Source organism: Nocardia sp. NPDC058666, assembly GCF_042714895.1.
Classification (GTDB): domain Bacteria; phylum Actinomycetota; class Actinomycetes; order Mycobacteriales; family Mycobacteriaceae; genus Nocardia.
Map to the genome: position 1 here is coordinate 1092419 of NZ_JBHXRY010000001.1, position 20013 is coordinate 1112431.

Annotated in this window: 22 protein-coding genes; 10 read left to right on the plus strand and 12 right to left on the minus strand. The window is 64.8% G+C overall.

Annotation, left to right across the window (positions count from 1 at the left end; genetic code table 11):
* The first annotated feature begins 64 nt into the window (after positions 1–64).
* Positions 65–3463, plus strand: a complete 3399-nt coding sequence (locus tag ACFWVD_RS05025; protein WP_379240642.1) for a pyruvate carboxylase — start codon at positions 65–67, stop codon at positions 3461–3463.
* On the plus strand, positions 3460–4035 hold the full coding sequence (gene rsmD / locus ACFWVD_RS05030) for a 16S rRNA (guanine(966)-N(2))-methyltransferase RsmD (protein ID WP_379240643.1): 576 nt from the start codon (positions 3460–3462) through the stop codon (positions 4033–4035). Before ACFWVD_RS05025 ends, rsmD begins: the two co-directional genes overlap by 4 nt.
* A 37-nt stretch (positions 4036–4072) precedes the next feature.
* Here rsmD and ACFWVD_RS05035 read toward each other — a convergent pair whose 3' ends face one another.
* The 6 genes from ACFWVD_RS05035 to ACFWVD_RS05060 form a co-directional block, all read right to left on the minus strand.
* Positions 4073–5506 (minus strand): RNA-guided endonuclease TnpB family protein, encoded by a 1434-nt coding sequence (locus ACFWVD_RS05035; RefSeq protein ID WP_379240644.1) that lies wholly within the window; start codon positions 5504–5506, stop codon positions 4073–4075.
* A 48-nt stretch (positions 5507–5554) separates the two neighbouring features.
* Positions 5555–6415 (minus strand): bifunctional DNA-formamidopyrimidine glycosylase/DNA-(apurinic or apyrimidinic site) lyase, encoded by an 861-nt coding sequence (gene mutM, locus ACFWVD_RS05040; protein WP_379240645.1) that lies wholly within the window; start codon positions 6413–6415, stop codon positions 5555–5557.
* Between the two features lie 3 nt (positions 6416–6418).
* On the minus strand, positions 6419–7153 hold the full coding sequence (gene rnc, locus ACFWVD_RS05045; protein WP_379240646.1) for a ribonuclease III: 735 nt from the start codon (positions 7151–7153) through the stop codon (positions 6419–6421).
* A gap of 19 nt (positions 7154–7172) precedes the next feature.
* Positions 7173–7355 (minus strand): 50S ribosomal protein L32, encoded by a 183-nt coding sequence (gene rpmF, locus ACFWVD_RS05050; protein WP_379240647.1) that lies wholly within the window; start codon positions 7353–7355, stop codon positions 7173–7175.
* A 63-nt stretch (positions 7356–7418) separates the two neighbouring features.
* Positions 7419–8039: a YceD family protein gene (locus ACFWVD_RS05055; RefSeq protein ID WP_379240648.1), complete on the minus strand. Its 621-nt coding sequence runs from the start codon at positions 8037–8039 to the stop codon at positions 7419–7421.
* Positions 8040–8126: 87 nt separating this feature from the next.
* Positions 8127–8900, minus strand: coding sequence for a DivIVA domain-containing protein (locus ACFWVD_RS05060; protein ID WP_379240976.1), 774 nt, complete (start codon positions 8898–8900; stop codon positions 8127–8129).
* 253 nt (positions 8901–9153) lie between these two features.
* On the opposite strand from ACFWVD_RS05060, the gene ACFWVD_RS05065 reads away from it, so the two are divergent.
* From ACFWVD_RS05065 to ACFWVD_RS05085, 5 genes are all read left to right on the plus strand, one after another.
* A complete protein-coding gene (locus ACFWVD_RS05065; RefSeq protein ID WP_379240649.1) occupies positions 9154–9696 on the plus strand; it encodes a GtrA family protein in 543 nt (180 codons plus the stop codon).
* Between the two features lie 146 nt (positions 9697–9842).
* On the plus strand, positions 9843–11543 hold the full coding sequence (locus ACFWVD_RS05070) for a hypothetical protein (RefSeq protein ID WP_379240650.1): 1701 nt from the start codon (positions 9843–9845) through the stop codon (positions 11541–11543).
* Positions 11540–12325 carry an ESX secretion-associated protein EspG gene (locus tag ACFWVD_RS05075; RefSeq protein ID WP_379240651.1) on the plus strand — a complete coding sequence of 262 codons (786 nt, stop codon included), beginning with the start codon at positions 11540–11542 and terminating at the stop codon, positions 12323–12325. The genes ACFWVD_RS05070 and ACFWVD_RS05075 overlap by 4 nt, the downstream gene beginning before the upstream one ends.
* Positions 12322–12717: a hypothetical protein gene (locus ACFWVD_RS05080; protein ID WP_379240652.1), complete on the plus strand. Its 396-nt coding sequence runs from the start codon at positions 12322–12324 to the stop codon at positions 12715–12717. Before ACFWVD_RS05075 ends, ACFWVD_RS05080 begins: the two co-directional genes overlap by 4 nt.
* Complete coding sequence (locus ACFWVD_RS05085; RefSeq protein ID WP_379240653.1) at positions 12714–13325, plus strand: DUF3558 family protein; 612 nt, start codon at positions 12714–12716, stop codon at positions 13323–13325. The genes ACFWVD_RS05080 and ACFWVD_RS05085 overlap by 4 nt, the downstream gene beginning before the upstream one ends.
* A 61-nt stretch (positions 13326–13386) precedes the next feature.
* Here ACFWVD_RS05085 and ACFWVD_RS05090 read toward each other — a convergent pair whose 3' ends face one another.
* The 5 genes from ACFWVD_RS05090 to coaD form a co-directional block, all read right to left on the minus strand.
* Positions 13387–13713, minus strand: a complete 327-nt coding sequence (locus tag ACFWVD_RS05090) for a hypothetical protein (protein ID WP_379240654.1) — start codon at positions 13711–13713, stop codon at positions 13387–13389.
* A gap of 43 nt (positions 13714–13756) precedes the next feature.
* The gene (locus ACFWVD_RS05095; RefSeq protein WP_379240655.1) at positions 13757–14584 is read right to left on the minus strand and encodes a hypothetical protein; all 828 of its coding nucleotides are present in this window, start codon (positions 14582–14584) and stop codon (positions 13757–13759) included.
* 18 nt (positions 14585–14602) lie between these two features.
* Complete coding sequence (locus ACFWVD_RS05100) at positions 14603–14914, minus strand: hypothetical protein (protein ID WP_379240656.1); 312 nt, start codon at positions 14912–14914, stop codon at positions 14603–14605.
* A 22-nt stretch (positions 14915–14936) separates the two neighbouring features.
* Entirely contained in the window at positions 14937–15620 is a 684-nt protein-coding gene (locus ACFWVD_RS05105; RefSeq protein ID WP_379240658.1) for a hypothetical protein, read from the minus strand.
* A 200-nt stretch (positions 15621–15820) separates the two neighbouring features.
* Entirely contained in the window at positions 15821–16306 is a 486-nt protein-coding gene (gene coaD / locus ACFWVD_RS05110) for a pantetheine-phosphate adenylyltransferase (protein WP_379240659.1), read from the minus strand.
* Positions 16307–16475: 169 nt separating this feature from the next.
* Between coaD and ACFWVD_RS05115 the strand changes: the two genes are divergently transcribed.
* A complete protein-coding gene (locus ACFWVD_RS05115; protein WP_379240660.1) occupies positions 16476–17057 on the plus strand; it encodes a dihydrofolate reductase family protein in 582 nt (193 codons plus the stop codon).
* 44 nt (positions 17058–17101) lie between these two features.
* On the opposite strand, the gene ACFWVD_RS05120 is transcribed toward ACFWVD_RS05115, so the two are convergent.
* Entirely contained in the window at positions 17102–18295 is a 1194-nt protein-coding gene (locus ACFWVD_RS05120; RefSeq protein WP_379240661.1) for an RNA-guided endonuclease InsQ/TnpB family protein, read from the minus strand.
* Between the two features lie 25 nt (positions 18296–18320).
* Between ACFWVD_RS05120 and tnpA the strand changes: the two genes are divergently transcribed.
* Together tnpA and ACFWVD_RS05130 are read left to right on the plus strand one after the other, a co-directional pair.
* Positions 18321–18818, plus strand: a complete 498-nt coding sequence (gene tnpA, locus ACFWVD_RS05125) for an IS200/IS605 family transposase (protein WP_379240662.1) — start codon at positions 18321–18323, stop codon at positions 18816–18818.
* A 5-nt stretch (positions 18819–18823) separates the two neighbouring features.
* Positions 18824–19861 (plus strand): PHP domain-containing protein, encoded by a 1038-nt coding sequence (locus ACFWVD_RS05130; protein WP_379240663.1) that lies wholly within the window; start codon positions 18824–18826, stop codon positions 19859–19861.
* Positions 19862–20013 lie beyond the last annotated feature (152 nt).

Consider the following 20013-nt stretch of genomic DNA (forward strand, 5'->3'; position numbering starts at 1 on the left):
TGAACAATGCCGCGAACCCACCTTGCCTGTTCGGCCCGCGCTCACAGCCGGGTACCGTAGGCCAATGTTCTCGAAAGTCTTGGTCGCCAATCGCGGCGAGATCGCTATCCGTGCCTTCCGTGCGGCCTATGAACTAGGCATCGGAACGGTCGCGGTGTTCCCGTACGAAGATCGCAATTCCGTGCATCGCCTCAAGGCGGCCGAGTCCTATCAGATCGGCGAAGAAGGCCATCCGGTTCGCGCGTACCTGTCGATCGCCGCGATCATCGAAGCCGCCAAGAGCGCCGGTGCCGACGCGATCTACCCCGGTTACGGCTTCCTGTCGGAGAACCCCGACCTCGCCGCGGCCTGTGCCGCCGAGGGCATCACCTTTATCGGCCCCACCGCCGAGATCCTCGAGATGGCGGGCAACAAGGCCACCGCGATCGCCGCGGCCAAGGCGGCCGGGCTGCCGACGCTGAAGTCCAGCGAGCCCTCGGCCGATCTCGACGAATTGATCGCTGCCTCAGCCGAACTCGAATACCCCATCTTCGTCAAGGCCGTCGCCGGTGGTGGCGGTCGCGGCATGCGCCGGGTCGCCGCACCCGAGCAGCTGCGCGAGTCGATCGAAGCGGCGTCGCGCGAAGCGGAGTCGGCGTTCGGCGATCCGACCGTGTTCCTCGAGCAGGCCGTGGTCAACCCGCGCCACATCGAGGTGCAGATCCTGGCCGACCAGCACGGCAATGTCATGCACCTGTTCGAACGCGACTGCTCGCTGCAGCGCCGCCACCAGAAGGTGATCGAGCTCGCGCCCGCCCCGAACCTGTCGCCGGAGCTGCGCGAACGCATCTGCGCCGACGCGGTGGCCTTCGCCCGGCAGATCGGGTACATCAACGCAGGCACCGTGGAATTCCTGCTCGACGAGCGCGGCAACCACGTGTTCATCGAGATGAACCCGCGCATCCAGGTCGAGCACACGGTCACCGAGGAGATCACCGACGTCGACCTGGTGCAGTCGCAGCTGCGCATCGCGGCGGGGGAGTCCCTGGCCGATCTGGGTCTGAGCCAGGAAACGGTGCAGATCCGCGGTGCCGCGCTGCAGTGCCGCATCACCACCGAGGACCCGGCCAACGGTTTCCGCCCCGATACCGGCCGCATCACCGCCTACCGCACCCCCGGCGGCGCGGGCATTCGCCTGGACGGCGGCGCGAACCTGGGCGCGGAGATCGGCGCCTACTTCGATTCGATGCTGGTGAAGCTCACCTGCCGCGGTCGCGACCTGCCCGCCGCCGCGGCCCGCGCCCAGCGCGCGCTGGCGGAGTTCCGCATCCGTGGCGTGACGACCAACATCCCGTTCCTGATGTCGGTGCTCGACGACCCCGACTTCCAGGCGGGCCGGGTGACCACCTCGTTCATCGACGAGCGTCCCGAACTGCTCACCTCGCGGGCCTCGGCCGACCGTGGCACCAAGATCCTGACCTACCTGGCCGACGTCACCGTCAACAAGCCCAACGGTGACCGCCCGACCACGGTGTACCCGTACGACAAGCTGCCCGCCGTGGACCTGACGCTGCCGCCGCCGGCCGGTTCGCGCCAGCGGCTGCTCACCCTCGGCCCGGACGGTTTCGCCAAGGCCCTGCGCGAACAGAAGGCACTGGGCGTCACCGACACCACCTTCCGTGACGCGCACCAGTCGCTGCTGGCCACGCGCGTGCGCACCAACGGTCTGCTCGGTGTGGCCGGGCACGTCGCGCGCCTGACCCCCGAACTGCTCTCGATCGAAGCGTGGGGCGGCGCGACTTACGATGTGGCACTGCGCTTCCTGCACGAGGACCCGTGGGAACGCTTGGCCGCCTTGCGCGAAGCCGTGCCGAACATCTGTTTGCAGATGCTGCTGCGCGGTCGCAACACCGTGGGCTACACGCCCTACCCCGAACAGGTAACGCGCGCTTTCGTTTCCGAGGCCGCCACCACCGGTATCGACATCTTCCGCATCTTCGACGCGCTGAACAATGTCGACCAGATGCGCCCGGCCATCGACGCGGTCCGCGAAACCGGAACTGCCGTAGCCGAAGTCGCGCTCAGCTACACCGGCGACCTCATGGACCCGAACGAATCCCTGTACACGCTGGACTACTACCTGAAGCTGGCCGAACAGATCGTCGACGCGGGTGCCCACGTGCTCGCCATCAAGGACATGGCCGGTCTGCTGCGCGCCCCCGCCGCCGCGAAACTCGTTACCGCCCTTCGCAGTAACTTCGATCTACCGGTGCACGTGCACACCCACGACACCCCCGGCGGTCAGCTGGCCACATACCTGGCTGCCTGGCAAGCCGGTGCCGACGCGGTCGACGGCGCCTCCGCGGCGATGGCGGGCACCACGAGTCAGCCCGCGCTGTCGGCGATCGTCGCGGCCACCGCGCACACCGACCGTGACACCGGTTTGAACTTGCAGAACGTGTGCGATCTCGAGCCGTATTGGGAAGCGCTGCGCAAGGTCTACGCACCGTTCGAATCGGGTCTGCCCGCGCCGACCGGGCGCGTGTACACCCACGAGATCCCCGGCGGTCAGCTGTCGAACCTGCGTCAGCAGGCGATCGCGCTGGGCCTGGGCGACCGGTTCGAAGAGGTCGAGGCCAAGTACGCGGCCGCGGACCGGCTGCTGGGTCGCCTGATCAAGGTGACCCCGTCGTCGAAGGTCGTCGGCGATCTCGCCCTTGCCCTGGTGGGCACCGGCGTCGATATCGAGGACTTCGCCGCCGATCCGGGCCGCTACGACATCCCCGATTCGGTGATCGGCTTCCTGCGCGGCGAACTCGGCGAACCCGCGGGCGGCTGGCCCGAGCCGTTCCGTACCAAGGCGCTGGCCGGACGCAACCAGCCCAAGCCCGAAACCCCGCTCACCGCAGCGGAACAGGCAGGTCTGGACGGCACGTCGGCGCAGCGTCGCGAAACGCTGAACCGGCTGCTGTTCCCCGGCCCGACCGCGGAGTTCAACGCCCACCGCGAGAAGTACGGCGACACCACCGGGCTGTCGGAGAACCAGTTCTTCTACGGTCTGCGCCGCGGCGAAGAGCACCGCGTGCAGTTGGAGAAGGGCGTGACCCTGCTCATCGGCCTCGAGGCGATCTCCGAGCCCGACGAGAAGGGCATGCGCACGGTCATGTGCATCATGAACGGGCAATTGCGGCCGGTAGCGGTGCGTGACCGGTCCGTCGCGTCGGAGGTGCCCGTCGCGGAGAAGGCCGACAAGAACAACGCCGGCCACATCGCGGCACCGTTCGCCGGCGTGGTCACCCTGGCGGTGTCCGAAGGCGACGAGATCCACGCCGGTGACACCGTGGGCACCATCGAGGCGATGAAGATGGAAGCCGCCATCACCGCCCCGCGCGGTGGCGTGGTCGGCCGGATCGCGACCACCAAGGTCGCGCAGGTAGAGGGCGGCGACCTGTTGGTGGAACTGGTCGCCCGCGAGTCCGAATGACCCGCATCGTCGCGGGTGTAGCCGGTGGGCGGCGCTTGAAAGTGCCGCCCGCCGGAACCCGGCCTACTTCGGATCGGGTGCGCGAAGCGCTGTTCAGCGCGATCGATTCGCGCCTTGATCTGGACGGAACACTGGTCCTGGACCTGTACGCGGGCTCGGGAGCGCTCGGCTTGGAAGCGCTGTCCCGCGGGGCCGCGCAGGCACTGCTGGTCGAATCCGACCGCAAGGCCGCCGACATCGTGCGCGCCAACATCGCCGAAATCGGCCTACCGGGCGCGGAATTGCGCCTGGGCAGCGTGGCCTCGGTGCTGAAACAGACGGCGCCGAGGGCCTACGACGTGGTGTTCTCGGACCCGCCGTACGACGTGAGCACCGACGACGTGATCGCCGACCTCACCGCACTGGCGAACAACGGCTGGCTCGCACCCGACGCGCTGGTGGTAGTGGAACGGTCGAGCCGTTCACCCGAAATCGTCTGGCCCGCAGGCTATGTGGCGTTGAAGACCCGCAAGTACGGGGAGACGAGGGTCGAATTGGCTGAATTCGGTGCTACAGCGTGTCCGGAAACCTAAAGGGTCCCGGACACCGCCCTTCTCGGGCGTCGTTGGTTCACGCCACAAGCGTGGCGTGAACCTCGGTTCCCGCGTCTACCAGGACGGTTTCGCCGATACCCACAGGGGTTCGGTCAGCGCCTTCCCGTCGGCGGACATTGGTAACCCGGCCTCCTGCTTGGGGGTCCGGGGATCGTGAAAAGTCTTGTTCGATGGTCGGCCACAGTGCGAGGTTGACCGCCGCGTTATGGTCGCGATCAGCGCGAAACCCGCACCCGCAGACGAACACTCGATCCGTCAACGCCAGCCTTTGGTTGAGTGAGCCGCAGGTCGAGCACCTTTTACTCGATGGAAACCAACGATCCGCGACGGTGACCGCGCCACCATGCCAGGCCTGCTTGTAGACCAACAGCCGCGCGAAATCCGCCCATCCGACATCGCTGATCGCACGTGCCAAACGTCGGTTGCCGAGCATTCCTGCCACGTGCAAGTCTTCGACAACCAGCCGGTCGTGGGTCTTGACCAGCTGGTTAGCGACCTGATGAGCGAAATGACGGCGAATATTTGCGACCCTGTGATGGTGGCGGGCCAACTGGGCGACCGCCTGCTGATGGTTGTGGGATCCTCTCTGTTTCCGAGACACCGACTTCGCGAGCCGTCGTTGCCGATCCAGCCCAGCGGCCAGTGGTTTAGGCGCGGTATTGATGCGGGCAACCTCAGTACCGTCAGCGTTCGCGGCGACAGCGAAGGCGGTCAACCCGCGGTCGATCCCGACCCAGCCACCGTCATCACCATGGTTGCGGGGCCGGTGATGGTGGGATGTGTGGAGATCGGAAGCTTCGACGGTCAGACTGATCCACCAGCGTCGCACCCGATAGGCAACGGTGACGTAGAGGATCCTCGCCCTGCCCTTGGTGAGCATCCGCCGCAAACGGCGGGTGTCCTCGCGAACCCGGATCGCGCCGAACCCAGGCAAGGTCACTGACCGAGCGCAGCCCTGGTCACCGACTCGGGTCGATGCTCGCCCCGTCTTGGCTGGTTTGTTGCGGATCCGGAACGCCGGGACGGTTTTAGCCTTCGCCTTGAACCGGGGAAACCCGACCGGTTTGCCCGCGTGTTTGCCGGTTCTGGAGTCAGAGAACGCGGCCAGCGCGCGACCACAGTCGACGGCGGCTTCCTCGAAAACTTGCTGAGACACCTGGCCACGCCATGCCAACCCGGTCACCTGGACTTCGGCGATTCCGGCCGCGTCGACAGTGAAGACCCGTCCTGCGGCTTCGGTCTTCTTCCAGGTGTTGAACGTTTTGATCAGGTCGAACCGGGTCCATGGGACCGGATGTGCTGGGCTGGTTTTGCGTTGAGCGAGAGCGGTTTTCACGAAGTCGAGGCTTTGGTTGAACGCGAAACGGGCCGCGCCAGCATGCCTTGAGAGCATGTCGGACTGCTCGACTGTGGGGTCGAGGCAGTACCGGAAAGTCGTGTGGCGGCTCATCATTGACGAGTGTGACACACGCCACCGACACTTCTTCGCCTGCCCGGTTCAGCGGCGGCGCGGCTTCCGCTGACACTTCGGACAGGAAAACGACGACCGATTCATGAACTGTTCCCGAACCAATGCCGTACCGCACCGATCGCACGGTTCGTCCTCGCGCCCGTAAGCGGCCAGCGACCGGGAGAAATAACCGGATTCGCCGTTCACATTCACATACAGGGCATCGAAGGACGTGCCACCGACGGCCAGTGCCTCGGTCATCACCGCGGTGACCCCGTCGAGCAGGTTCCGCACAACCGGCCGGGTGAGTTCGGCGGCGATTCGGGTGCCGTGGAGTCCGGCGCGCCACAGCGCTTCATCGGCGTAGATATTGCCGATGCCCGAGATCACCGTCTGATCCAGCAGGACGCGTTTGATCTCGGTGTTCTTGGCGCGAATAGCCGCGACCACGGCTTCGCGGTCGAACAGCGGGTCCAGCGGATCGCGTGCGATATGGGCGACAGAATCGGGCACCACGGACCCGTCGACCTCGACGAGTCCACCCAGCGCCCAGCCGCCGAAGGTGCGCTGATCCACGAATCGCAACTCGGCACCGTCACCGAGCACGGCCCGGATGTGCGCGTGTTTTTCGACGGGTGCGGCAGCGGGTTGCACGAGCATCTGCCCGCTCATGCCCAGATGCACGACCAACGCCAGATCGGGTTCGTCGAAGGTGAGCCAGAGATATTTTCCGCGACGCTGGGCGGAGTCGATCCGCAACCCGGTCAGTCGTGCCGCCAAATCAGCACCACCCGCGGCGTGCCTGCGCACAGCTCGCGGGTGGGTGACTTCGACGGAGTCGATGGCGCGACCAACAGCGTGATCGGCCAAACCGCGCCGAACCACCTCTACTTCGGGCAGTTCAGGCACGGATCAAGCTTCGGGAGTAGCAATTTCGTCGGTCAGCGCCTTGTAGGCCGCACCGGCTGCCTTCTGCTCGGCTTCCTTCTTGGAGCGGCCGACACCGGTTCCGTACGGACGACCGGCGATCATCGCGGTGGCGGTGAACTCCTTGTTGTGGTCCGGACCGGTCGAGGTGATCTCGTAGGCGGGCACGCCCAGACCGCGTTCGGCGGTGAGCTCCTGCAGGCTGGTCTTCCAGTCCAGGCCCGCGCCCATGCGCGGACCACGGTCCAGCAGATCGGCGAACAGGCGAAGCACTACCTCGCGCGCGGTTTCGATGCCGTGCTCGAGGTGCACCGCACCGAGCAGCGACTCCATGCCGTCGGCGAGAATGCTGGGCTTGTCACGGCCGCCGGTGAGCTCTTCGCCCTTACCGAGCAGCAGGTACTGGCCCAGGCCGCCGTCGCCGAGTTCACGCGCGACCTCGGCCAGTGCGTGCATGTTCACCACACTGGCGCGCAGCTTCGCGAGCTCACCCTCGGACTTCTCGGGGTGCTCGGTATACAGGCGCTCGGTGATGCTGAGGCCGAGTACCGAGTCGCCGAGGAATTCCAGGCGCTCGTTGGTCGGCAGACCGCCGTTCTCGTACGCGTACGACCGGTGCGTCAGCGCTAGGCGCAGAAGCTCCGGTCGTACGTCGACACCGAGGGCGGTGAGCAGGCTGGCGTGATCCGCCGCGCCCACTGGTTCTTTGCTTGCTGTCACGTTGCTAATGATCTGGCGATCAGACAGCAGAGATGACCTGGCGGCCCTTGTAGGTACCGCAAGACGGGCAAGCGATGTGCGGGAGGGTCTTCTCACCACACGCGCGGTTCGGGCAGGTGACCAGGGTCGGCGCAACGGCCTTCCACTGGCTGCGCCGCGACCGGGTGTTGGAACGGGACATCCGGCGCTTGGGAACAGCCACGGTACTTCTCCTCTTGGTTTTCGCTGATCACGCAGGCAGGTGCTGCCGCGTGAGCGGATCGGTTTAAGGGGTGGAACCCTCAGCGGGGTCGCCGGTGCCGGGCTCGTCAGTGGCGAACTTCGCCAACTTCGCCCAGCGAGGGTCCAGTATCTCATGCCCATGGTCGGGATCCGCAATCGCCATCCGCACACCGCACTCGGGGCACAGGCCCGCACAGTCCGGGGAGCACAGCGGCTGCAGCGGAAGCTCCAGCCCGATGGCGTCGAAGATCACCGGCTCGAGATCGACGAGATCGTCCACCATGCGGTAGACCTCGGCGTCCTCGGTCGTCTTCTCGGTGTTGCTGTCCGGATACGCGAACAGCTCGGTCAGACGAATCCGCACCTGGTCGTCGAACGGTTCGAGGCAGCGCGAGCACTCCCCGACCGTCGGCCCGGACGCCGTGCCGGTGACCAGCACACCTTCCGAGACCGCCTGCAGTTGCAGATCGAGTTCCACCTCGGCGTCAGCCGGGATGGCGATCAGGTCGAGACCCAGCCGCTCGTGGTCGGTGACCGTGCGATGCAGCTCCCGCATGGTCCCGGCGCGACGGCCGAGATTGCGGACATCCAGCACAAAACCGGCCTCCGACACAGGACCATTGGTCTTGCGTGGACGCGCGGGCGAACCGGAACCGGCGGACATCACTGACTCACTTACCGTCGAGGGGACAAGGGGCAACCACTCCACAGTACGGCAGGACCCTGCCGGAACTCAAAACGCGCGTGCTGGTCAGCGGCGGTGGTCGGCAGCGTATTCGGGGTATTCCGCGCCCGGTGCGCCGCGCATGTGCTGGCGACCGCGGCTGATCGAGCGCCGGGTGGTGTTGAGCGTCTCCTCCATCGATGCCAGCTTGTTGCCGAAATCGGCCATCTGCTCGTCGATGTAGTCGTCGCATTCGGTGCGCACCCGGTCGGACTCGGCCTGCGCCTCGTCGATCAGGCGGGCGGATTCGGCGTGCGCGACCCGCACCACTTCGGTCTGCGCGACCAGGCGCGCCTGTTCGGCCTTGCCGTCGGCGACCGAGCGTTCGTAGGAGGCCTTGCCCGCTTCGATGGCCCGGTCGGCGTCGATCTGGGCGCGACCGGTGAGTTCGTCGTATTCGGCGTTGCCGTCGGCGATCACGCGGTCGGCCTCGGCCTGCGCGGCGGACACCAGGCGGTCGGCGTGCGCGGTGGCCTCGGCGACCATGCGGTCGGCGTGGGCCTTGGCGTCGGCGAGGATGCGGTCGGCCTCCGCGCGCGAGGAGTCGATGGTGGTGCGCGCCTGCTCGTTGGCGGTGGTGACCGTGGTTTCGGCGCCGGTGCGGGCGTCGCCGACGATCTTGTCGCGGTGGTCGAGGACGTCTTGCGCGTCGTCGAGTTCGCCGGGCAGGGCGTCGCGGACGTCGTCGAGCAGCTCCAGCACGTCACCGCGCGGCACGATGCAGCTGCGGGTCGGCGGGATGCCACGCGCCTCTTCGACGATGGCGACCAGTTCGTCGAGTGCTTCGAATACGCGATACATGCTCACTACCCTCCTGCTCACTCACGGCGAAACCCACTACCGCCGACGCCCAGTGTGCCCCGTGTCGAGCGCCACTGCCCAATGTCGGCGCGGTGTGTCGCGACAGTGTCCAAGATCGCACACATATCAAGTGGAGTGAACCCCTCCACTTCGGCTACCATCGGTAAGCACGACAACGCCGTCCGCCGGGAAGCACCGCACACCCTTTGCTGTTGTAACTCTCGACGTCTGTTCATGGGATCGGAGTCGAAACATGACCCTCCTGGAGAGTCCTAGGAGTCCGGTGTCGCACGTGGCGGGCATGTTCACTCCCTGGACCGGCCCGTTCCCCGTGGTGGCACCGAGTGAAGTCACACCCGCGCTGCGCCCGCAGTTCACGGGCGCGTTGACGTACCTGCGCGGCGATCGCGCATTACCCCAACTTTTCCGATTCGCGCTGGTCGGCGGATCGAGCAATATCGCCTACGTGCTGCTGTTCTTCACGATGTACGGCGTCGGCCCACTGGTCGCCAATGTGGCCGGCTCGGTGGTCAGCACGGTGATCGCCAACGAGTTCCACCGCCAGCTCACGTTCCACGCCACCGACCGAGTCACCTGGTTCACCGCACAGTGGGAGGGTGGCGGGATCGCGCTGATCGGGCTCGCGATCACCACCGCGTGTCTGGCCGGATTGGACTTCTGGGCGCCCGGTTTGGGCGACGGGGTCCAAGCGCTCCTAGTTCTCGGCATCACCGCCGCTGTTGGCTTGATGCGCTTCCTCGCCCTCCGAGGACTCTTTCGCCTGCCCGTGGCTTAGCCGCCATGGCCGGAGGCGTCATTAGTGAGCGCAAACTGTGCGGTCCGATTTGCTCGAACCGGCCTGCGCACCGTCGACCGCGCCGTCTAGACATGCACTAAGCTGGCCGACAATCAGCGGTTGACTAAAGCAGTGGGGGAAGACTGATGGGCGGGGATTCCAGCGGGATCGGCGGTGTTCTGCCGATCATTCTCGATATCGGGCCAGTGCCGACCGACGCGGGGCAGCAGATTGTCGAGCAGCTCGGAGCGACCCAGCAACGAGTAAAGGCTGCCACCGAAGCCCTCGTGGGCAAGGGTGCGGGCACGGATTCGGATTACGCGGTCACCGACGAACGATTTGAAGGTATGCCTGCTCAACAGCTCTACAACTCGGTGCATGGGCCGGGTGGCATGGAAGTCGCCGGCCTGGAAACCATTCGTGGAGTGTGGAATTCGGCGACATCGGACCTCGGGACAGTGTCGATCGGAATGCAAACTCGCGTATTGGCATTGCTGAACGACGGCGCACTCACCGGACAAGCGGGAGACGCAGCGGCGGCGGCAGCGACTCGGCTCGGGCAGGTCGCCAACCAAATCTCGCAGGTGTTCTCGGCAGTCACCGGTCGCGCCGAACAGCTCTATTACACGGCCGAAGCCGTGCGCACCGCCGTGCAGCAGCTTCCGACGCCGATGCTCACCGTCGACCCGAACAACCCCGCACAGTCCCTCATCCCTGGCATACCCAATCCAGCGACCGTCACCACGGACCGGGAAGCCGAAAAACAAGTCAAAGCCGCGAATGTGGCCGCGATGAACTCGATCTACAAGCCCGGATATCCGCCTGCGGGATCGGGCGTTCCCGCGTATAGCTTCGTTCCTGCTGCATTGACAGGAGACGGTGGCGCGCAAGGCAATTCGAGCGGTCCGGGCAGTGCCGGCGCTCCTGGTGGCACTGGTGGTACTGATGGCTCGTGGAACAACTCGCCCGAAAATGGGTCACCCGCGACGCCGGGTGGCGAGGACGGCACGCCCACCGACACGGGCGAGCAGGCAGATGCAGGCGATTCGTCCAGTGCCGTTTCAGGTCAGTCCAGCGCGGGATCTGATGGCGCCACTTCGGAGGAGCCAGCGCAGACCGCACCAGCGGGCACCGCACCGGCGACACTTTCGCCGAGTTCGGCACCCCAGGGCAGTCCAGGGGCAACATCGCTCGGCAGTGGATCTGCAGGTATGGGCTCTGGAGTTGGTGGGTCGCTGGGTGTCGGTGCGCCGGCTGCTCCAGTGCCTGGCCAACCCGCACCTGGCAATGTGGCGTCGACCGCCGCTGCTGGCGGCGGCTCGGCCGCACGCCCGGCTGGTTCGCCGATGATGGGGCCGATGGGGGGCGCCGGAGCGGGCCAACGACGCGGCGAACCCGACGAAGAACATACCTCGCCGGGGTATCTCCGCGGAGTTAAGCCTGACTGGCTCGAAGGAATCACCGCCTACGATTCAGTCCTCGGTGGCGAAACTATTGCTGCCGAAGCGAATTCAGCTCAGGGGTATACTTCAGAGCCCGCGCCGACGGCAGCAGTATCGATGCCGGTCTCGCACCAACCAGTCTCGGTCTCGCCTGAACCGGCACCGAATAACCCTGCACCGACACTGGTTGGCAACGTCGAGCGCCCGGCGCGGGATCGCGAAGACACTCCGGCATCCCCGTCAACGACTACGGAGACCTCGCAGGGAACCGGGTCCACCGCCACAGTTGAGCCCGCGATGTCCGCGGAGGTCGCGGCACTGCTGAGCCAATATGACTGGGGCCCAACCGAAACCGATACCGGCACCGCCGCTGGTGTCGCTGAGCCCGAGCCTGGTACGCGGTGACTGCACGCACATCTTTGGACCTCTCCGCGGATGAATTCGCCTGGTTGTGGCGCACCGTCGCAGACGGTGACGAGTTCGGATTCCCTGACCCGTTACGAATCCAGGAGACCGCGACGACCGTCGCGGAATACACCCTGCAAACGCGGGCATTCGGTCAACGTTTCGCCACCCCTGCCATCGCAGCATTGCGACCCGTCTTCGAAACACTCGCACGCCCGACCAGTCGGATTCGCTGCTTCGGCACTACATCCAACGGCTACGAGATCAGGACCCATGCCGCCATCGACGAGCGGGTGGCGGTCATCCTGCACCAACAGCCAGGACCCCGTGAGCACAGCGGACCCATCCGCCTCGTCTTGGCCGACCCGTTCGCTGCTGCCGCGCACGTAGTGGCGACCATGCCATCCGCCGAACCTGGCGGCGCCGGGTCGATGCTGGGCTACACGCCGCGAGTTCGTGGCGATGAGCCACCCACCAGCTGGGGCCGGACCGGCGACGGGCGCCTCCCGGTGGACGAAAGAATTCGCAAACTCGCCCGGATACCCCGCAGCGCCGAAGGCCAACTCATCATCGAGCGGGACTTGACCAGCAACCGACCGTGGCCGCCCCACTACCTGTCCTGGATCGATATCCCATCCGGGCAGTTCGCGTCCGGGCGCTACCTGGTCGAGGTGCGCAACCACGAAACCATCGTCACCGCGGCATCGACTGCCCGGATCGCCCAGGAACTCCGCCGACATGCTGGTTTGCGATCCGACAATCAGCGAAGGAGTGTGTCATGAGTGGGCAGCTACCGAAGATCGATTACGGGCAGGCACAGATCGGTGCGTTTCGGGAAGTCGCCGCGAGCGGCACATTCGAGTACAACGAGCACGGGGTGCGCGCGATCGTTGAATGGTATGGATTGATGATTGACGAGATCGTCGCGATACGGGATTCGTTGGATGAGGCTGAGGCAGCAGGAAGTTTCGGCGGGTTCGACTCAGCCAAAGAGCTGCGCGCGGGGTTCATCTGGAAGGCCACCGAAGGCAAGCATGTGCTGAACCAGCTCATCGACGGCATCTACGAGATCCAGACAGGATTTCTGACCGCCGGCAAAATGACCACCGAAGCCGACGACCTGAACAAGCGACGACTACAACACCAGGCTGGCATGTTGGGCGGCCAATCATGAGCCTACGCAAGCTGATTGGTGCTGGCGGAGCCTGTTGTGCAGCAGTCGTTCTCGCCGCCTGCGGAACCGGCGACTCGCAGCCATCTGGCCCGTCCGGGACTCCCTCGACAGCTGCGGTTTCGATGCGAGTGACAGTGGAGCCCGCGCCACATCAGCCAGCCCGTGCCGGGATTACCGTCGAGCACGACCCGTGTTTCTCCGTCCCGGATTCAGTGCCGGAAGGTCTCGGCTTCGCGCCACTGAGTCGCGAACGGAACGACTACGTCTTCGACGACTACGCCTTTATTGGTTGTGAATTCGAGCGACTCGAGAAGTCTCGATTCAGCGATCAGATGCGGCGAGTGGGAAGCATGACCGTATGGTCGTCAGGCATCACTCTCGATGAAGTTCGGGCGAAGAGATTTGAGGGTTCCCAGGACACCACCGTTCGTAGTCGTCCGGCCGTTTCGTACACCTCGAAGTCCGCCAGTGCGTGCTACATCGCCATGGACGGCCCGGACGGTGTGATCCAAATCCGCATATCCAACTCGCCGGAAACCGATTGGCGCGCCTGCGACCACATTCGAGAGGCCGCCGAAGCGGTCGAAGCAACACTGCCGGACAAGTAGACGTGCAGAGGACAGTGGCGGACAGTCTGAAAGTCGGCGGGAGGTTTCTACGCGTTTCGGGCTACTTTCGCCGAAGCAAGATGGAGGCCTGCAGGAAGAGTCCGATCAGGATCATCGGGTAGAACAGCAGGAACGCCCCGCTGTCGTCGTCATCGACGAACCGCATGATCATCACCAGGGATATGGCTCCGAAGCAGCTCGAAATCGCAACTTGCAGAGCCGTTCTCGCCCACCCCCGCGGATACCCTCGCCATCCGGCGATCATGCCGATCACCTGGACGATCAGGGTGCAGCCGAAGATGGTGGCGTCGAGCGGGGGGATGTTGACGATGCCAGCGATGCCTCCGATCGACAGGAAAGCCGACACAGCGGCGAACGTCAGGGGCACCAGTCGGTCCCGTTGATGGGACCGGCTGACGTTGGCGCCCGGTCTATCCACCGGCGATCCTCCACTTCAATTGGTTGCCGTTGACGCTGGCATCGGCGAAGGTAGGCGCCTGGGAGTCGGGCCAATGCCGCTTGCCATCCGATCCCACTGGGAAGCCATCGTTGTCGTTGACGGCAGCTTCCAGCGATGAGATCGACTTCGCCTGCTGTGCGGTGATGACGCCGATCGCCACGCAGGCTGCTGTGATCTGGGCCGTCGTGATCCCGGCGGTTGCGAGGAATCCGACCAACCCTGCGGAAGCACCGACGCCAGTTGCCAGCGCGGCGATTTCGGCGCCCAGCTGCACCACGAACGAGGTCGTGATCTGCGCCATTGCGATGTAGAAGGCCAGTCCCGCGGCTGCGGTTTCCAGCATCACATCGCGGGCCTTCTCAGAGAGTTCGGCGACCTTGCCCGCTGCGGCGCCCTGGGAGGTGGCCGTCCTCATGTAGGACACCTGTGCGTCGCCCTTCCAGCTGCGGATGGCGGGCAAATTGTTCGGGTCGACGTCGGTCTTGATCCCGGCAGCTTTGCCCTTCGCCATACCCCAGCCGATTCCGCGCTCGAACATGAAGATCGGTGCCAACGCACCCTTCAGGATCTCCAGCAGCTTGTTCCAGATAGCCTTGCAGACCTCGATCATCCGCTCCGCAACGTCGATGACGATCTGCCGGGCCGGGTAACCGATGAAGTCGAGAATCCCCCCGTCGAGAGCAGACAGCCCCCGGTCCCTCGCGTTTGGGATAAGGGTATCGATAGCGTCCTTGATGTTCTTGGCCAGCTTCTCCAGCTGATCGACGGTCGATTTGAACAGGCCAGTGTCAAACTCCACGAGATCCCCCGTTGTTCGTTACCAAAGATTTGCCAATGCGTGCTTTCCGGCCAGGTCTTCGGCCTCGTATGTGTCGGCGCACACCAGTAGCGTCGAACCGACCTCATCGAACTCGCCGGAAGCTTCTCGGCACCGCGCCGCAAGCTTCTCGACCAATTTCTCGTGCGCGCTCACCGGCCCCTGAAACAGTCCCGCCTCGATCCGGCCGAAGTTCAGTTCGCTGATCGAGGTATTGAGACCGTTCATCTCTGTTGCTGATGTATTCCAGATCGTTGCGTCCTGCCGGAGGGCACCCAGGGCAACCTCGAGCTGCTTCGATGTGGGAGCCAAAGCGTTCCACCTTCCCTTTCGATCAGCGCTGAATCAGACTGGTGAGCTGCCGCAGCGCATCGTCGGCCAGCTTGAAACCCGCGAGCGTACGGGTTGGATTTCGCTGCATTTCGTCCCATGCGATGTTGTACGACTCCATGACCGCCCAGCTGATCGAGTCGGCGCCGACGCGGCGAGCCCATGTGTTGTCGAGCACGCAGCCGACGATTCGCCGGGAGTTCAGCGTCACTGCGACCGGGTACTCGCCATCGACCTCCGCCTCGGCGGAAAACGTTTCCGGCGTCGCTGGTTGCTCAGTGAGCATCTGGTCAACCATCACATCTGGTGGGAACTGCGGAGGGCCGTATGGCAACTTGGGGATGGGCATCGGTGCCAGCGTCGAGGGATCGACGGACTCCAGCTTCTCGATCAACCCACTCTCGACGGCCCTAGCCGTCATCCCCTTGACACTGACCAGCAAACAAGCTTGCGACGCCTCGACGATGGCTTGACCGAGCTGTTCGGACTCGAGCCGGGATTGCCAGTCCGACGAGATTCTCAAGTCGATCACCCTGCCCGAGCGGTTCGCCCGAATGGTGATCATCTTCGTGCGATCAAGGCCCGTGGTGGTGTCCGGGGTGCAGTGCAGAACTTGGTTTGCAACCTCCGCCAGTTTCCGGATGTAGGCGCCGTCCCTGCAGCCTGCGGCAATCAAATCGTCCAGCACTAACGTCCCCCTGGTTGTTTGTCGCTCGTGCGACATTGTGACTGCCGATCAGTCACCAGCGCAAGCGGGGCGGACGCCTGCAGCGGCGACTCGCACTCGTCTGCGTCGAAGGAATGGACTGGCTGATTCCGGGCTCGACCAGCGATCCACGCACAATCTTTCACCGTGATCGCTGGACTGTCACCAATAAGGAAGCTCGACTAACCTTTTCGTTCCGCGAGGCGGTCCAGCAGGCGTTTGTGGACTGCGGGTGGGAGCATGTCGCTCACGTCACCGCCCAGGGCCGCTACTTCCTTGACCAGCGAACTGGACAGAAAACTCAACGACGGGTTGGTGGCGATGAAGAAGGTGTCGACGCCGGCCAGTTTGTGGTTCATCTGGGCCATCTGCAGTTCGTAGCCGAAGTCGCCGGCGTCGCGCAGTCCCTTGACGATCGCGCTGACGCCTTCCTGCTTGGCGAAATCGACCGTGAGGCCCTGCCACGACGCCACCCGCACGTTCGGCAGGTGTGCCACGGCTTCACGCAGCAGTTCCATGCGCTCTTCGACGGTGAACATGCCCTGTTTCTTGGGGTTCACGTTCACGGTGATGATCACCGCGTCGAACTGCGCGGCGGCGCGGACGAAGACGTCGAGGTGACCGTTGGTGACCGGGTCGAAGGAACCGGGGCACAGTGCTGCAGCCATGCCTCAGAGACTATCTGAGACCTGAGACGGCACGTGTCAGGCATGACTTCTCACGATCCCTGGCTCCTGGAGAAGGGCGGTGTCCGAATGCCGACAACAGGGTCTCGGACACGCGGTAACGTTTCTCCCGACAGGTCGTGACAGGCCGGGTCCGTGCAGGGAGGACGTTATGCGCAAGCTGACCTATTTCGTGGCATCGACGATCGACGGGTTCATCGCCGCCGAGGACGGGACACTGGATTTCTTCCCCGTCGGCGGTGATCACGGGCCCGCGATCATCTCGCAGTACCCCGAAACGCTGCCGACCAAGGTGCGCGAGGCGCGCGGGATCGCGGCGGGCAACATCTACTTCGACACCGTGATCATGGGGCGCAAAACCCACGACTTCGGGGTGCGGACGGGCACCGCGAGCCCGTATGAGCACCTGCGGCAGTACGTGGTGTCCACGACGCTGCCCGAACCGCCCGCGCCCGGGGTGGAACTGATCGCCGATGATCCGATCACTGCAGTGCGCGCGCTCAAACGCGAAGAGGGGCTTGGCATCTGGCTCTGTGGTGGCGGTGAACTGGCGCAGGCATTGCTGCCCGAGATCGACCAGGTTTTCCTGAAACTGCACCCGGTGGTGCTCGGCACCGGCAAACCGCTGTTCGGTGCTGGCGCGAAACTGCCCGCGCCCGAACGGTTCCGGGTGATCACCAGCCGGGTATACGCCGACGGTGTCGCATTCCTCAAGTACGGCCGGATCAATTGACGTCCTCCCCGCCGTAAGACGGCGGGGATCCCGGTCAACGTCGCTCACGCGGCGTTCCCGGCGGGTTCCTGCTTCATCGACAACTGCTCCGGCAAGCCGAAGTCTGACATCGTCTCCACAGGCGTTGGGCTGTCGGCCCGTCCGGCCGCCAGGATGTTCCGAGCCGCGTTCACGTCCCGGTCGTGGGCCGCGCCGCACATGCACGTCCATGACCGCACGCTGAGTGGCTTCTTCTCGCCGATCACCCCGCACTCCGAACACATCCGGGTAGAGGGGAACCAGCGGTTCACCTTCCCGAACGTGCGACCGTGCAGTTTCGCCTTGTACTCCAGCATCATCGCGAACTTGGCCCAGCCCGCATCGAGCACCGACCGCGCCAACCTGGTGCGGGCCAGGCTGGACACAGCAAGGTCTTCCACGTACACCGCTTGGTTCTCGCGGATGATCGTGGTGGACAGTTTGTGCAGCCAGTCCCGCCGGGTGTCCCCGACACGGGCGTGCGCCTTGGCGACCTTGCGGACCGACTTCGCCCGGTTGGCCGATCCCTTCTGACGGCGCGCCAGCTCCTTCTGTGCCGTCCGCAGTTTCGCCGCCGCCTTGCGTCCGAGTCGGGGTGCTGGGATCTTCGTCCCGTCCGACAGGACCGCGAAGTCCGTCAACCCCAAATCGATCCCCACCTGAGATTCGGTCGTCGGCAACTCACGCTCGCCGACTTTCACGACGAACGAGGCGTGATACCGCCCGGCCGCATCCAGGATCACCGTGACACTCGACGGTGTCGACGGCAGCACGCGGGACCAACGCACCGGCACTTCGCCGATCTTCGGCAGTCGCAGGCAGCCATTGTCCAGCACCCGAAAATGGGCGTTCGCGGTGAACCGGATCGACTGCTTGGAGTTCCGGCGCGACCGGAACCGGGGCGCACCGACCTTGCGGCCCTTTCGCTTGCCAGACAACGAGTCGAAGAAATTGCGGGAAGCTCGGTTCGCGTCCGCCAACGCTTGTTGCAGCACGGGCGCGGACACCTCGTTCAGCCACTCGCGTTCAGGGATCTTCTTCGCCTCGGTAAGCGCCTTCGACAATGCTGCGTCGGTCGGGACCTTCTCTCCGGCCAGATATGCGGTCCGGCGCGTGGCGATGGCGTCGTTGAACACGACCCGTGCACACCCGAACGCCCGAGACAGTGCGATCCGCTGGCCCGGTGTCGGGTCCAAGCGAAACGAGTACCGGAGCTGCACAACCGGCAGTGTATCATATTGGCCTATGAGTGAGTACAGTGACATCCGTACAGGTAGACACTGCACGTTTCTGCTCCACGCGCACTTGGTCTTCGTCACCAAATATCGGCACCGTGTCTTCGCTGACCGACACCTGGAACGGATGGAAGAGATCATGTGGGCGGTATGCGACGACTTCGAAGTGCGACTCGTCGAGTTCAACGGGGAGGCCAATCACGTACACCTACTTGTCGACTTCCCACCGAAGGTGGCGTTGTCTCGACTCGTGAACAGCCTCAAAGGTGTTACGTCGCGACGTCTGCGGCAGGAGTTCCCCGATCTCGATCCCCACTACTGGCGCGCCAACCGCTTGTGGTCCGCCTCCTACTTCGCGGGCTCGGTCGGTGGTGCGCCACTGTCGATCGTCGGCCAGTACATCGAACAGCAGGACTGTCCGCCTAGGCCGCGCTCGGGGTTTGGCGGCCCTCCTTCGTCCACTTTCACCACCGCCCTGGAGGGCGGCGCACTGAGGGAAACCTGGTAGCCGCGATGACGTCGGCGGCGAGTCCTGGTCCGGTGGCGGCGCTTCGTGAGGTCGGGTTCTGGCTCGAGCGCAGTCGCGCGGAAACGCACCGGGTGAAGGCTTACCGGCGGGCCGCCGATGTTGTCGCCGGGTTGTCGTCGGACGAATTCGATACTCGCGCAAGCGAACACAGTTGGCGTGAGCTGGCCGGGATCGGGCCCAAGACGGCCGCCATCATCGAACAAGCCTGTGCCGGTGAGGTTCCCGACTATCTGGTCGAGCTGCGCAAGGACGCGAAGCCGATCGCACCGGCGGGTGATGAGTTGCGCGGACTGCTGCGCGGTGACCTGCACACGCATTCGGACTGGTCCGATGGTGGAAGTCCGATCGCCGAGATGATGGGCGTAGCGGCGGCTTTGGGTCACGAATACTGTGCTCTCACAGATCATTCGCCGCGCCTCAAGGTAGCCAACGGCCTGTCCGCCGACCGGCTGCTGCGCCAACTCGACGTGATCGCCGAACTCAACGAGCAGATGGCACCGTTTCGCATCCTCACCGGCATCGAGGTCGACATCCTCGACGACGGCGCCCTCGATCAACAGGCGGACCTGCTCGAACGCCTGGATGTCGTTGTCGCCAGCGTGCATTCACACCTGCGCGCCGACAGTGTCACCATGACCAAACGCATGGTCTACGCCGTAGCCAACCCCAACGTCGACATCCTCGGCCACTGCACCGGCCGCCTGGTCGAAGGATCCCGCGGCACCCGCCCCGAGTCCTCCTTCGACGCCGAACTGGTCTTCGAAGCCTGCCGCCGCTACGGCACCGCCGTCGAGATCAACAGCCGCCCCGAACGCCGCGACCCACCCGGCCGGCTGATCGAATTGGCCGTCGAGATGGACTGCTTCTTCTCCATCGACACCGACGCGCACGCGCCGGGCCAATTGGCTTGGCAGGGTTACGGATGTGAACGGGCGTTGGCACATGGAGTCACGGCCGAGAAGGTGATCGACACCTGGCCGGTCGACGAGCTGCTCGCCTGGTGTCAGGAATCCACTGGGTGAAGTCTTGCCCAACACTTGATTTCGCGCCGTGGATGGGCAATTCGCGCCTGGTACAAACAACTCGCTGTGTTGGGGAGTGAGCGGGGGACTTTGTGAGTGACTTTCCGATCGAGATTGTACTGTCGGCACTCGGTGTAGTGGTGGCCGTCGCA